The 13,430-nt window shown below is 64.9% G+C and carries 10 protein-coding genes; 6 read left to right on the plus strand and 4 right to left on the minus strand.

The features are described 5' to 3' along the window. Positions 1-556: 556 nt before the first annotated feature. Complete coding sequence (locus ACVWY1_RS23940) at positions 557-3,436, minus strand: ribonucleoside-diphosphate reductase subunit alpha (protein WP_139673606.1); 2,880 nt, start codon at positions 3,434-3,436, stop codon at positions 557-559. Between the two features lie 847 nt (positions 3,437-4,283). Here ACVWY1_RS23940 and ACVWY1_RS23945 point away from each other — a divergent pair. Both ACVWY1_RS23945 and ACVWY1_RS23950 read left to right on the plus strand, forming a co-directional pair. Then, entirely contained in the window at positions 4,284-4,979 is a 696-nt protein-coding gene (locus tag ACVWY1_RS23945) for a response regulator transcription factor (RefSeq protein ID WP_102683604.1), read from the plus strand. After that, entirely contained in the window at positions 4,976-6,580 is a 1,605-nt protein-coding gene (locus tag ACVWY1_RS23950; RefSeq protein ID WP_457378840.1) for an ATP-binding protein, read from the plus strand. Before ACVWY1_RS23945 ends, ACVWY1_RS23950 begins: the two co-directional genes overlap by 4 nt. Here the strand turns inward: ACVWY1_RS23950 and ACVWY1_RS23955 are convergent. Together ACVWY1_RS23955 and ACVWY1_RS23960 are read right to left on the minus strand one after the other, a co-directional pair. Then, positions 6,577-7,278 carry a 4'-phosphopantetheinyl transferase family protein gene (locus ACVWY1_RS23955; protein ID WP_457378841.1) on the minus strand — a complete coding sequence of 234 codons (702 nt, stop codon included), beginning with the start codon at positions 7,276-7,278 and terminating at the stop codon, positions 6,577-6,579. The two genes, ACVWY1_RS23950 and ACVWY1_RS23955, sit on opposite strands and share 4 nt — an antisense overlap. A gap of 159 nt (positions 7,279-7,437) precedes the next feature. Continuing rightward, positions 7,438-8,229 (minus strand): dienelactone hydrolase family protein, encoded by a 792-nt coding sequence (locus ACVWY1_RS23960; protein WP_457378842.1) that lies wholly within the window; start codon positions 8,227-8,229, stop codon positions 7,438-7,440. 123 nt (positions 8,230-8,352) lie between these two features. On the opposite strand from ACVWY1_RS23960, the gene ACVWY1_RS23965 reads away from it, so the two are divergent. The 4 genes from ACVWY1_RS23965 (at position 8,353) to ACVWY1_RS23980 (ending at position 12,808) form a co-directional block, all read left to right on the plus strand. Further along, entirely contained in the window at positions 8,353-8,958 is a 606-nt protein-coding gene (locus tag ACVWY1_RS23965) for an outer membrane beta-barrel protein (RefSeq protein ID WP_102683608.1), read from the plus strand. A 119-nt stretch (positions 8,959-9,077) separates the two neighbouring features. Further along, on the plus strand, positions 9,078-9,755 hold the full coding sequence (locus ACVWY1_RS23970) for a response regulator (protein ID WP_023632177.1): 678 nt from the start codon (positions 9,078-9,080) through the stop codon (positions 9,753-9,755). Continuing rightward, positions 9,752-11,092 carry an ATP-binding protein gene (locus ACVWY1_RS23975; RefSeq protein WP_457378843.1) on the plus strand — a complete coding sequence of 447 codons (1,341 nt, stop codon included), beginning with the start codon at positions 9,752-9,754 and terminating at the stop codon, positions 11,090-11,092. Before ACVWY1_RS23970 ends, ACVWY1_RS23975 begins: the two co-directional genes overlap by 4 nt. A gap of 393 nt (positions 11,093-11,485) precedes the next feature. Further along, entirely contained in the window at positions 11,486-12,808 is a 1,323-nt protein-coding gene (locus ACVWY1_RS23980) for a dicarboxylate/amino acid:cation symporter (protein WP_102683610.1), read from the plus strand. A gap of 56 nt (positions 12,809-12,864) precedes the next feature. Here ACVWY1_RS23980 and ACVWY1_RS23985 read toward each other — a convergent pair whose 3' ends face one another. Next, positions 12,865-13,359, minus strand: coding sequence for a SprT family zinc-dependent metalloprotease (locus ACVWY1_RS23985; RefSeq protein WP_046854519.1), 495 nt, complete (start codon positions 13,357-13,359; stop codon positions 12,865-12,867). Positions 13,360-13,430: the final 71 nt, after the last annotated feature.

Raw genomic sequence — 13,430 nt, forward strand, 5'->3', positions numbered from 1 at the left:
GGTGTAGGGGGCAACGAAGTCGCCGCTGAAATTGCAGGGGCCGTTGCGCAACCCTTTGGCGACACAAGGTCGCTCCCACAATCAGCAGGCTAGTTACACGGATTGCCCAACGACTCGGCCGCATGGGGCTTTGGGAGCTTGTGGGCCTCTTTCATCGACAGAAGCCGGGAGTATTGCTCTCCCGGCTTTTTCTGCATTTACTTCGATTTCTTCACGGTCTCAACCACATGAGTCTTGGGGTTCTGACGAGCCTTTTCGACTGTGGTGAAACGACCGTTGTCCGCGTCACGACCGATTTTCTGGCCGCTAGATGATGGCTTCTTGGACATAGGTATCTCCAATCTGATGAGCATCACTTGACACTAGTCCTGACAGGCACGAAGATCCGCGCTCACTTTAGATCTGTAGGATCTAGCCTCCCTTTGAGCGATGCGCTTGCTCATGGGAGATTCGAGCCCGATGCAGCTGCAACTGCATCGGGCTTTTTATTGCCTGAAAAAAGCACTTCTTACAAAACGGGGCGAGAGAAGTAGCCTTCTATCGCCCCGTGTTTACCTTATTGGCAGGCTTCGCAATCCGGCTCGTCGATGGCGCAGGCCTTCGGTACCGGGGCTGGGCCCGCGGCCTGGACCGGGGCGCTGTCGCCGCCGCTCGACACGGCGTTGAGCTTGCCGGTGTTGATGGTCGACTTCTCGGTGCTGGTCGCGGCCAGGGCACGGAGGTAGTAGGTGGTCTTCAGACCACGGTACCAGGCCATGCGGTAGGTCACGTCCAGCTTCTTGCCCGAAGCGCCGGCGATGTACAGGTTCAGCGACTGGGCCTGGTCGATCCACTTCTGGCGACGGGAGGCGGCATCGACGATCCACTTGGTCTCGACTTCGAACGCGGTGGCGTACAGGTCTTTCAGCTCTTGCGGGATACGCTCGATCTGCTGCACGGAACCGTCGTAGTACTTCAGGTCGTTGATCATCACCGAGTCCCACAGGCCGCGGGCCTTCAGGTCGCGGACCAGGTACGGGTTGATCACGGTGAATTCGCCCGACAGGTTCGATTTCACGTACAGGTTCTGGTAGGTCGGCTCGATGGACTGCGACACGCCGGTGATGTTGGCGATGGTCGCGGTCGGCGCAATGGCCATGATGTTCGAGTTACGAATACCTTTTTGTACGCGCTCGCGCACCGGTGCCCAGTCCAGGCTCTCGGTCAGGTCGACGTCGATGTACTTCTGGCCACGGGCCTCGATCAGGATCTGTTGAGAATCCAGCGGCAGGATGCCCTTGGACCACAGCGAACCCTGGAAGGTCTCGTAGGCGCCGCGCTCGTCGGCCAGGTCGCAGGAAGCCTGGATCGCGTAGTAGCTGACCGCTTCCATCGACTTGTCGGCGAACTCGACGGCAGCATCGGAGCCGTACGGGATGTGCTGCAGGTACAGCGCGTCCTGGAAGCCCATGATCCCCAGGCCGACCGGGCGGTGCTTGAAGTTCGAGTTACGCGCTTGCGGCACCGAGTAGTAGTTGATGTCGATCACGTTGTCGAGCATGCGCACGGCGGTGTTCACGGTGCGTTGCAGCTTGGCGGTGTCCAGCTTGCCATCGACAATGTGGTTCGGCAGGTTGATCGAGCCCAGGTTGCAGACCGCGATCTCGTCCTTGTTGGTGTTCAGGGTGATCTCGGTGCACAGGTTCGAGCTGTGGACCACGCCCACGTGCTGCTGCGGGCTGCGCAGGTTGCACGGGTCCTTGAAGGTCAGCCACGGGTGGCCGGTCTCGAACAGCATCGACAGCATCTTGCGCCACAGGTCTTTGGCCTGGATGGTCTTGAATACCTTGATCTTGTTGTACTCGGTCAGGGCTTCGTAGTACTCGTAGCGCTCTTCGAAGGCCTTGCCGGTCAGGTCGTGCAGATCAGGCACTTCCGATGGCGAGAACAGGGTCCACTTGCCGTCATCGAAGACGCGCTTCATGAACAGGTCAGGGATCCAGTTGGCGGTGTTCATGTCGTGGGTACGACGGCGGTCATCACCGGTGTTCTTGCGCAGCTCGATGAACTCTTCGATGTCGAGGTGCCAAGTTTCCAGGTAGGCACACACGGCGCCCTTGCGCTTGCCACCCTGGTTCACGGCGACGGCGGTGTCGTTGACCACTTTCAGGAACGGCACGACGCCTTGCGACTTGCCGTTGGTGCCCTTGATGTACGAGCCCAGTGCACGCACCGGAGTCCAGTCGTTGCCCAGGCCACCGGCGAATTTCGACAGCATGGCGTTGTCGTGGATCGCGTGGTAGATGCCCGACAGGTCGTCCGGCACGGTGGTCAGGTAGCAGCTCGACAGCTGCGGGCGCAGGGTGCCGGCGTTGAACAGGGTCGGGGTCGAGGCCATGTAGTCGAAGGACGACAGCAGGTTGTAGAACTCGATCGCACGGGCTTCTTTGTCTTTCTCTTCCAGCGCCAGGCCCATGGCCACGCGCATGAAGAACACCTGCGGCAGCTCGAAGCGCACGCCATCCTTGTGGATGAAGTAGCGGTCGTACAGGGTCTGCAGGCCCAGGTAGGTGAACTGCTGGTCGCGCTCGTGGTTGATCGCCTTGCCCATGCGCTCCAGGTCGTAGCCTTTCAGGGCTGGGTCGAGCAGTTCGAACTCGACGCCTTTCTCGACGTAGGCCGGCAGGGCCTTGGCGTACAGGTCGGCCATCTCGTGGTGGGTGGCGCTGTCGGCGACGTTCAGGAAGCCCAGGCCTTCGGCACGCAGGGTGTCCATCAGCAGGCGGGCGGTGACGAACGAGTAGTTCGGCTCACGCTCGACCAGGGTACGGGCGGTCATCACCAGGGCGGTGTTGACGTCCTTCAGGGCGACGCCGTCGTACAGGTTCTTCAGGGTTTCGCGCTGGATCAGCTCGCCATCGACTTCGGCCAGGCCTTCGCAGGCTTCGCTGATGATGGTGTTCAGGCGCGCCATGTCCAGCGGCGCCAGGCTGCCGTCGGCGAGGGTGATGCGGATGCTTGGGTGCGGCTCGACCACGGCGTCGGCGTTGCTGCGGGTGGCGCGCTCTTTTGCACGCTGGTCGCGGTAGATCACGTAGTCGCGGGCGACTTTCTGCTCGCCGGCGCGCATCAGGGCCAGTTCGACCTGGTCCTGGATCTCTTCGATGTGGATGGTGCCACCCGATGGCATGCGACGCTTGAACGTGGCGGTGACCTGCTCGGTCAGGCGCGCGACGGTGTCGTGGATGCGCGACGAGGCGGCGGCGGTGCCGCCTTCAACTGCGAGGAACGCCTTGGTGATGGCAACGGTGATCTTGTCGTCGGTGTAGGGGACGACAGTGCCGTTACGCTTGATCACGCGCAGTTGGCCAGGGGCGGTGGCGGCCAGATCCTGGTTCGAATCGGCGGCCTGAGGCGCCTTGGCCTGCGGGTTCTCGCGAGTTGTGTCGGTTTGCATGGGTGGGTGTCTCCACAGTTTCTAGTTTGTTCAGGCGCCGTTGTCGGGCGCCACCGTTCCGTCCACTTGCTCGATGGCCCGGGCGGGGATGCGCGTGAAGCACACGCATCCGCCCGCTCGGGCTTACCGACTTCGGGACAGACTCAGGAATTAGGGGCAGTAACCTGCCGCTCCCTGGCCGAAGTCAAAGGTTCTGGGCGTACCCAAAATCTGTTGCTGATGAGTGCGGGCCTTGCCTGCAACACTCATACCCGAACAAGGCCGTCTGCGGCTTGCCTCGGTCGCCCTCCGCAGGAGCGGTTTGGCTGTTGAAATCACCTTAAGTTCAGCCAGAAAATTCGCTTGAATTTGCCTGTTGACTTGTGTTTGTGATTTTGCGCAAAACCCAATATCTAGTGGTTCGTTGCGATAGGGATACAAGATAATGCGGTCCAGGGGGCTTTGCAAGGTCGGCGCCTGTGGATAACTTGTGGGTACTTTGTGAGTCATCCGTGGGTATTCGCTGTAGGCCTTGTCCCAAGAGGTTTGCACTATTTTTTGCCTGTGCTAAGCCGCCGCGAAGATTTTTTAGGGCGCGCACCCTATCACAAAAAACGGTTCAGTCGAGGGCTGTTTGCGGTGGTTGGCAGGGGTGGGGGCGGGACGTAGTATCCGGGGCTGATGTTGCGCTTTGGTGAAAGGGAATACCCGTAGGATCAGGCATTTACATTGCCTGCACCGGCCTCATCGCCGGCAAGCCGGCTCCCACAGGTACGGCGCGGCTTTTGTGGGAGCCGGCTTGCCGGCGATGAGGCCGCTGCGGACAACGCAAAACAACAATAAAAGACCAGCACACAAGGGGGAGGCCATGGACCAGCCAATCAACCGCATCCTGATCGTCGAGGACGACCAGCGCCTGGCCGAACTGACTGCCGAATACCTCCAGGCCAACGGGTTCGAAGTGGCGGTGGAGGGCGACGGTGGCCGCGCCGCGCGGCGTATCATCGACAGCCAGCCGGACCTGGTGATCCTCGACCTGATGCTGCCCGGCGAAGACGGCCTGAGCATCTGCCGCCGCGTGCGCGGCCAGTACGCCGGCCCCATCCTCATGCTCACCGCCCGCAGCGACGAGCTCGACCAGGTCCAGGGCCTGGACCTGGGCGCCGACGACTACGTATGCAAACCGGTGCGCCCGCGCGTGCTGCTGGCGCGTATCAACGCCCTGCTGCGCCGCAGCGACGCCCCGGAGCGCCGCCAGGACCTGACCTTCGGCCCTCTGCATATAGACAGCCGCCAGCGCGAGGCGCGCCTGCATGGCCAGCTGGTCGAGCTGACCGGCGCCGAATTCGACCTGCTTTGGCTGCTGGCCAGCAACGCCGGGCGCGTGCTGTCCCGCGAGGAGATCTTCACCTCGCTGCGCGGCGTCGGCTACGACGGCCAGGACCGCTCCATCGATGTGCGCATCTCCAAGATCCGCCCCAAGATCGGCGACGACCCGATCACCCCGCGGCTGATCAAGACCCTGCGCAGCAAAGGCTACCTGTTCGTCGGCGAGGCGCCATGAACTCGATCTTCCTGCGCATCTACGGCGGCATGCTCGCGGTGCTGGTGCTGGTGGCCGTGCTTGGTGTGCTGAGCCTGCACCTGCTCAACGAGATTCGCGCCGGCCAGCACCGCGAGCGCCTGGCCCAGGGCACCTTCAGCCTGATGGCCGACAACCTGGCGCAGCAGAACGCGGTGGAGCGCACCCGTTCGCTGGTGATCTGGGAGCGCCTGCTTGGCGTGCCGCTGGACCTGCAGCCGCTGTCGGCGTTCACCCTCGACGGTGGGCAGCGGGCGCGCCTGTACCGCGACCTGGTGGTGGTGGAGAAAACCGGCCCGCATGCTGCCCGGGTGCTGCGCCGGGTCGGCCACGAGGACCTGGTGCTGGTGGCTGAGGTCAAGCAGATCAGCGAGCAGCTGGCCCGCGCCACCCTTTACCTGTTGGCCGACGAGCTGGTGCGCTACCCGGTGACCGAGCAGCAGGCGCGCCTGGCGCAGCTGCGCCAGAGCAAGGGCTTCGGCTTCGACATCGCCCTGCAGCGCATCGAGCGCGCCGCCCTGGACGACGACCAGCGTCGCCGGGTGGAGGAGGGCGACACGGTGATGGCCCTGGGCAGGGATGGCGATTCGATCCGCGTGTTCTCGGGGCTGTCCGGCTCGCCCTGGGTGCTGGAGATCGGCCCTCTGTATCAGCTCAACCCCTATCCGCCGCAGTTGCTGATCCTCATCGCCTTTCTCGGCTTGTGCCTGATCGGCCTGGTGGTCTACCTGCTGGTGCGCCAGCTGGAGCGGCGAGTGTCGGGCCTGGAGGTGGCGGCCACGCGCATCGCCCAGGGCAGCCTCGATACCCGGGTGCCGGCCGGCGATGCCGACTCGGTGGGGCGCCTGGCCGAGGCCTTCAATGGCATGGCCGAGCACCTGCAACGTTCATTGACCATGCAGCGCGAGCTGGTGCGGGCGGTGTCCCACGAGTTGCGCACGCCGGTGGCGCGGCTGCGCTTTGGCCTGGAGATGATCGAGAGCGCCAGCACCGACGCTGCCCGGGCCAAGCACCTGGCGGGCATGGACGGCGATATCCAGGACCTGGACAAGCTGGTCGACGAGATGCTGACCTACGCCCGCCTGGAGCAGGGCGCGCCGGCCCTGCATTTCCAGGTGGTGGACCTGGACGAGCTGCTGGCGCGGGTAATCGAGGAGCTGGCGCCGCTGCGCGCCGAGGTGCGGGTAGTGCGCGGCGAATGCCACGGGCTCGACGGCGGCGACGCCCGGGTCGAGGCCGAGCCGCGCTACCTGCACCGGGCCCTGCAGAACCTGGTGCGCAATGCCATGCGCCATGCCGAGTCCGAAGTGCGCGTGAGCTATCACCTGGGACAGCAACGTTGCCGCATTGATGTGGAGGACGACGGTCCCGGGATTCCCGAGGGCGTGTGGCACCGGATCTTCACCCCCTTCACCCGCCTCGACGACAGCCGCACCCGGGCCTCGGGCGGGCATGGCCTGGGGCTGTCGATCGTGCGGCGGATCATCTACTGGCATGGCGGCCGCGCCCTGGTCGGGCACAGCGAGCAGCTGGGCGGGGCGTGTTTCAGCCTGAGCTGGCCGCGGGAGCAGCCACGCGATTAAACGCTGATCAGGCTGAGCAGGTGGCCGTCCTGCAGGCAGAACTGGCCATCGAGTTCGACACCGTGGCGCCACTCGGCCGACAGGTCGGTGAGCAAGCGCAGGCGGGCGTGGCCGTCGCTGGACCATTCCAGCAGTTCGGCATGCTCGAAGTAGAAGCGCTTTTTCGTCAGCGGGTAGAGCGTCTTGAACAGGCTTTCCTTGAGCGAGAAGGTCAGGGTCACGGCCAGGGCCTGTTGGCTGCGGTCCAGGCGTTCCAGCTCCGCAGGGGTGAGAATCTCCACGGCCAGGCGTTCGGCGCGGTCGTCGCCGAGCAAGGTTTCCTGGTCCAGCCCCAGGCCGCGGCATTGGCCGTCGGTAGCCACCACGGCGGCGGCCCAGCCCTGGCCGTGGGTAATCGAGCCGTGGATGCCGGCGGGCCAGATGGGCGAGCGGTCTTCATGAGGGGCGGGAGCGTAGCTACGACCGTCGAGTATCCGTAGCGCCTCGCGGGCGCAGACCCGACCGGCCAGGTACTCGGCCTGGCGCTTGGCCACCGAGCGTTGCAGGCTGGCGGTCTGTTCGATGCCGGCGCGCTGGTAGTCATCGGGCGCGAGCTTGGCCGGGTCGAAGGCACAACTGACCAGCACCGCGCCGGGGACCGGGCGCGGCAGGGGCCAATGGTGCTGGAGCGGGGCGCAGCAGGTGGGGAGTCTGTTCATGGCGGGTATTGTGCCAGCCTGGTGGCTGGTGGTGGAGCACAGATTTTGGGGCTGCTGCGCAGCCCTTTCGCCGGCGAGCCGGCTCCCACAGGGGGCGTCGCCATCTTTTGTGGGAGCCGGCTTGCCGGCGAAAGGGCCGCAAAGCGGCCCCGGCGATCATCAGTCGAGCGCATCCTTCAGGAACGCCTGCATATCCTTCCACGAGCTCTCGTCAGCCGCCTTGTCATAGCCGATATCCGGCCCGCCATGCTCGCCATGGCTCAAGCGGTCGGCATCCGGGTTGGTGAAGCCATGCTTGGCCCCCGGGATCCCGACGAACTTGTAGTCTGCCTTGGCCGCATCCATCTCCGCCTTGAACGCCGCCACCTGCTCCGGGGTGACCATGCTGTCGGCCTCGCCATGCTCTACCAGGATCCTGGCCCGGACCACCCCCGGCTTGGCCGGCGTCTGGGTCACCAGCGCGCCATGGAAGCTCACCACGCCGTCGAGCTTCTCACCGCGGCGCGCCGCGTCCAGCACCACCTTGCCGCCAAAGCAGTAGCCGATGGCCGCCAGCTGGTGCTTGTTGGTGTTGGGCTGGATCTTCAGCAGCTCCAGCCCGGCATCGAAGCGCCGGGCGGCGGCCGCTGGGTCCTTCATCGCCGCGGCCATGAACGCCTGGGCATCCTGCGGGTGTTCGGTGTTCTTGCCATCGCCGTACATGTCGATGGCCAGGGCGTTGTAGCCCAGCGCCGCGAGGTCGCGGGCGCGGCGCTTGGCGTAGTCGTTCAGCCCCCACCATTCATGCACCACCACCACGCCCGGGCGTTTGCCCTCGACGGCGTCGTCGTAGGCGTAATAGCCGATCAGACGATTGCCGTCGGTATCCTGGTAGGGGATCTCGCGGGTCTGCACCGCCGCCTGGGCGAGGGTGGCGCCGCACAACAGGGCCAGTGCAAGCAGGGTACGCATGGTCGAGCTCCTTGTTCGGTTCGTTCAGCCCAGGTTCAGGCCGGGTTCAGCAGGGGTTCAGGGCGCCCTCCCTACTCTAGTCCCCAGACAGAAACAACGCATCCAACCCGGAGTACCTGAACCATGAAAACGCTCAATACCCTGATCGCCGCCATGGCGGTTTGCGCCGCCGGCCTCACCACCGCCGCCCAGGCCGATGACAACTTCGCCAGCCTGACCTACGGCCAGACCAGCGACAAAGTGCGCAAGTCCGGCCTGCTGCAACGCAACACCGACAACCTGAACGCCGACGGCATCATCGGCAAGGACAGCACCTGGGGCGTGCGCCTGGGCAAGATCAACGACCAGGGCCGCTACTACATGACCTACGACAATGTCTCGGGTGACCACAGCGGCGTCAAGCTACGCCAGGAAAACCTGCTCGGTAGCTACGACCTGTTCCTGCCGGTGGGCGATACCACCAAGCTGTTCGGCGGCGGCACCCTGGGCATGACCAAGCTGACCCAGGACTCGCCGGGCGCCAGCCGCGACACCGACTACGGCTATGCCGTGGGCCTGCAGGCCGGCGTGATCCAGGAAATCACCGACAAGGCCTCGGTGGAGATGGGCTACCGTTACCTGCGCAGCAACGCCGCCACCGAGATCGGCGCCCACGGCGGGCCGAAGGACGGCACCCTGCGCCTGACCAGCAGCGCGCAGACCTACCTGGCGGCGAGCTACAAGTTCTGAGGTCGCTGTTATCCTGTACCGGTCTCAGCGCGGGGCAAGCCCGCTCCCATGCGCCTGCGTGGGAGCGGGCTTGCCCCGCGAGCGCAATCGAACCGGCGAACCCGAGTAAGGAGAACTGCATGAAATTGCTGGTGGTCGAGGACGAGGCGCTGCTGCGTCATCACCTGTTCACCCGCCTCGGCGAGGGCGGCCATGTGGTGCAGGCGGTGGCCAACGCCGAGGAAGCCTTGTACCAGGCCGAGCAGTACAACCATGACCTGGCGGTGATTGACCTGGGCCTGCCGGGCATGAGCGGGCTGGACCTGATCCGTCAGTTGCGCAACCTTGGCCAGACCTTCCCGATCCTGATCCTCACCGCCCGCGGCAACTGGCAGGACAAGGTCGAAGGCCTGGCCGCCGGCGCCGACGACTATGTGGTCAAGCCGTTCCAGTTCGAAGAGCTGGAGGCGCGCCTCAACGCCTTGCTGCGCCGCTCCAGCGGCTTCACCCAGTCGACCATCGCCGCCGGCCCGCTGGTGCTCGACCTCAACCGCAAGCAGGCGACCCTGGACGAGCAACCGCTGGCGCTGACCGCCTACGAATACCGCATCCTCGAGTACCTCATGCGCCATCACCAGCAGGTGGTGGCCAAGGACCGGTTGATGGAACAGCTGTACCCGGACGACGAGGAGCGCGACCCGAACGTCATCGAGGTGCTGGTCGGCCGCCTGCGTCGCAAGCTCGAGGGCGACAACGGCTTCAAGCCGATCGATACCGTGCGTGGCCTGGGCTACCTGTTCACCGAGCGCTGCCGATGATCCGTTCGCTGCGGGTGCGCCTGATGCTGGCGGCGGCGTTGCTGGCGCTGCTGTTCATGCTGGCGTTGCTGCCGGCGCTGCAGAAGGCCTTCAGCCTGGCGTTGCAGGAGTCCATCGAGCAGCGCCTGGCCTCGGACGTGACCACGCTGATTTCCGCCGCGCGCATCGAGCATGGCCAGTTGCAGATGCCGGCGCTGCTGCCGGACGAACGCTTCAACCTGCCGTATACAGGCTTGCTCGGCTACATCTTCGACCGCCAGGGCAAGCTGGTGTGGCAGTCGCGGGCCACGCGCAACCGCAACATCAACTACCACCCGCGCTATGACGGGCGTGGCAACGAATTCGCCCGTATTCACCAGGACGACGGCGAGGAGTTCTTCGTCTATGACGTCGAGGTCAGGCTGCTTGGCGGCAAGAGCGCGGCGTTCAGCATCGTCGCCCTGCAACCGGTCCGCGAATACCAGGACACCCTCAATGGCCTGCGCGAGAAACTCTACTTCGGCTTCGGCGCGGCGCTGCTGGCGCTGATGGTGCTGCTCTGGGCCGGCCTGACCTGGGGCCTGCGCTCGCTGCGTCGGCTCAGCTCCGAGCTGGACGACGTGGAGAGCGGCGCCAGGGATGGACTGAGTCGCGAGCACCCACGCGAACTGCTGCGCCTGACCGGCTCGCTCAACCGCCTGCTGCGCAGCGAGCGCGAGCAGCGCCAGCGCTACCGCGACTCGCTCGACGACCTGGCCCACAGCCTGAAGACCCCGCTGGCGGTGCTGCAGGGCGTGGGCGAGAGCATGGAGCAGGGCGACCGCGAGCAGGCGCGGGTGCTGCAGAGCCAGATCGAGCGCATGAGCCAGCAGATCGACTACCAATTGCAGCGCGCCAGCCTGCGCAAGAGTGGCCTGGTAAAGCACCAGGTCGAGCTCAAGCCGTTGCTCGACAGCCTGTGCAGCACCTTGGCCAAGGTCTATCGCGACAAACGCGTCGAGGTCGGTTTCGATCTCCCGGCCGATGCGCGGGTGCCGATGGAACAGGGGGCCTTGCTTGAACTGCTCGGCAACCTGCTGGAGAACGCCTACCGGTTGTGCCTGGGGCAGGTGCGGGTCAGCCTACGCGAAGCGCCGGGGCAACTGGAACTGTGGATCGAGGACGACGGCCCGGGCGTGCCGCCCGACCAGCGTGAGCGCATTCTCGAACGCGGCGAGCGGCTGGACCGCCAGCACCCCGGACAAGGGATCGGCCTGGCGGTGGTCAAGGACATCATCGACAGCTATGACGCCGAGTTGAGCCTGGGCGACTCCGAATTGGGCGGGGCTGCGTTCCGCATCGCTTTCCGGCTCGATTGAAATCGCGCAAGACTTGTAGGAGCGGCTTTAGCCGCGATCACCGGCCCAGCCGTTGCCATGCACCGCGTCGCTGGCTTCGCGGCTGAAGCCGCTCCTACAGGAAACGCGCTGGGCGGATTCCCGCCAACCCGCCCTGTACGATTTCCGCCATCGGGCGGAAATCCGCCATTACCTACTGGCTTTTACGCCCCGTCCCGGGGCATTCACACCCTGTAAACATTGGCTGTGCACCTCAAGCGGGCACTTTGGCATCGCCCTTGCTATTCACCTGGCAGAGGCCTGCCCAGGCGCTCGAACACAACGACAAATCCCTCCGGGTACAGGAGGGTTCGCGATTCAGGTGCCCCGACATCCTGGGAAGGATGCGCCGGCCCACTTGAGGAAAAATTAGCCATGACGACTCGTCAGCCGCTGTACAAATCGCTGTATGTCCAGGTGATCGTCGCGATCACCATCGGTATCCTGCTCGGCCACTACTACCCGGAGACCGGCGTAGCCCTCAAACCCCTGGGTGACGGCTTCGTCAAGCTGATCAAGATGGTCATCGCGCCGATCATCTTCTGTACCGTGGTCAGCGGCATCGCGGGCATGCAAAGCATGAAGTCGGTCGGCAAGACCGGCGGTTACGCGCTGCTGTACTTCGAGATCGTCTCCACCATCGCCCTGATCATCGGCCTGGTGGTGGTCAACGTGGTGCAGCCGGGCGCCGGCATGCACGTCGACGTCAGCACCCTCAACGCCAGCAGCGTGGCTGCCTATGCCGCCGCCGGCGCGCAGCAGACCACCGTCGGCTTCCTGCTCAATGTCATCCCCAACACCGTGGTCGGCGCCTTCGCCAACGGCGACATCCTGCAAGTGCTGATGTTCTCGGTGCTGTTCGGCTTCGCCTTGCACCGCCTGGGCAGCTACGGCAAGCCGGTGCTGGACCTGATCGATCGCTTCGCCCATGTCATGTTCAACATCATCAACATGATCATGAAGCTGGCGCCGATCGGCGCCTTCGGCGCCATGGCCTTCACCATCGGCCAGTACGGCGTGGGTTCGCTGGTGCAGTTGGGCTACCTGATGGCCTGCTTCTACATCACTTGCCTGCTGTTCATCCTGGTCGTGCTGGGCGGTATCTGCCGCGCCCATGGCTTCAGCGTCATCAAGCTGATCCGCTACATCCGTGAAGAGCTGCTGATCGTGCTGGGCACCTCGTCCTCGGAGTCGGCCCTGCCGCGCATGCTGGCCAAGATGGAGCGCCTGGGCGCGAAGAAATCCGTGGTTGGCCTGGTGATCCCGACCGGTTACTCGTTCAACCTGGACGGTACCTCGATCTACCTGACCATGGCCGCGGTGTTCATCGCCCAGGCCACCGACACCACCATGGACATCACCCACCAGATCACCCTGCTGCTGGTGCTGCTGGTGGCCTCCAAGGGTGCCGCGGGCGTCACCGGTTCCGGCTTCATCGTCCTGGCCGCCACCCTGTCGGCCGTCGGCCACCTGCCGGTTGCCGGCCTGGCGCTGATCCTGGGTATCGACCGCTTCATGTCCGAAGCCCGCGCCCTGACCAACCTGATCGGCAACGCCGTGGCCACCGTGGTCGTGGCCAAGTGGGTCAAGGAGCTGGACACCGACACCCTGCAGGCGGAACTGGCGTCTGGCGGCTCGCCGCTGATCGACACCCGTCCGACCGACGACCTGGGCGTGGCCGAAGGCCCGGCGCGTTGAGCGTGAGATGAAAGACAAAAGGCGACCCTCGGGTCGCCTTTTTCATGCGTTGACGATTATTCGACCCGGGTCTCGCCGCTATACACCAGGATCTCCCGGCAGCGCCGGCACAGGTAGCGCCGCCCCTGGCGCACCAGCTTGTGCCGCTGGGCGGTGAACGGGAAATCGCTCTCCGGGCACGGACAACGGTAGATGTAGCGTGTCGCCACGCGCCGCTGCACCTCGTAGTTGTGGCAGCGGTTCGGCGGCAGCTCGTACACCCCGCGCATGATCAACTGCCATTCCTCGCCATGGGCCTGGATGCGCTCGCCGAATAGCTGGTGGGCGATCAGGTGGGCGACTTCGTGGGCCACGGTCTGGCGCAGGAAGTCTTCGGCGTTCTCGCGGTACAGCTGCAGGTTGAAGCGCAGCAGGTTTTCGTGCAGGTGGGCGACGCCGGCCTTCTGTCCGCGCAGCTTGAAGCTGACCTGCGGGCGCGGGAAGGGGCGTTTGAAGAAGGTTTCGGCTTGCTGGTAACAGGTTTCGACGCGTTGTCTGAGCAGCTCGGGCATGGCGGGGTAGTTCTCCTGACCGGGCATTATGCCGCAGGCAATGGGCGGCTGCCGAGCCGTCGGTCAGGCAC

Source organism: Pseudomonas sp. TE6288, assembly GCF_054062095.1.

Excerpts from the sequence above, each read along its gene's own strand:
- ACVWY1_RS23940 (WP_139673606.1), bottom strand. The coding sequence starts at position 3,436 with ATGCAAACCGACACAACTCGCGAGAACCCGCAGGCCAAGGCGCCTCAG.
- ACVWY1_RS23945 (WP_102683604.1), top strand. The coding sequence starts at position 4,284 with ATGGACCAGCCAATCAACCGCATCCTGATCGTCGAGGACGACCAGCGC.
- ACVWY1_RS23950 (WP_457378840.1), top strand. The coding sequence starts at position 4,976 with ATGAACTCGATCTTCCTGCGCATCTACGGCGGCATGCTCGCGGTGCTG.
- ACVWY1_RS23955 (WP_457378841.1), bottom strand. The coding sequence starts at position 7,278 with ATGAACAGACTCCCCACCTGCTGCGCCCCGCTCCAGCACCATTGGCCC.
- ACVWY1_RS23960 (WP_457378842.1), bottom strand. The coding sequence starts at position 8,229 with ATGCGTACCCTGCTTGCACTGGCCCTGTTGTGCGGCGCCACCCTCGCC.
- ACVWY1_RS23965 (WP_102683608.1), top strand. The coding sequence starts at position 8,353 with ATGAAAACGCTCAATACCCTGATCGCCGCCATGGCGGTTTGCGCCGCC.
- ACVWY1_RS23970 (WP_023632177.1), top strand. The coding sequence starts at position 9,078 with ATGAAATTGCTGGTGGTCGAGGACGAGGCGCTGCTGCGTCATCACCTG.
- ACVWY1_RS23975 (WP_457378843.1), top strand. The coding sequence starts at position 9,752 with ATGATCCGTTCGCTGCGGGTGCGCCTGATGCTGGCGGCGGCGTTGCTG.
- ACVWY1_RS23980 (WP_102683610.1), top strand. The coding sequence starts at position 11,486 with ATGACGACTCGTCAGCCGCTGTACAAATCGCTGTATGTCCAGGTGATC.
- ACVWY1_RS23985 (WP_046854519.1), bottom strand. The coding sequence starts at position 13,359 with ATGCCCGAGCTGCTCAGACAACGCGTCGAAACCTGTTACCAGCAAGCC.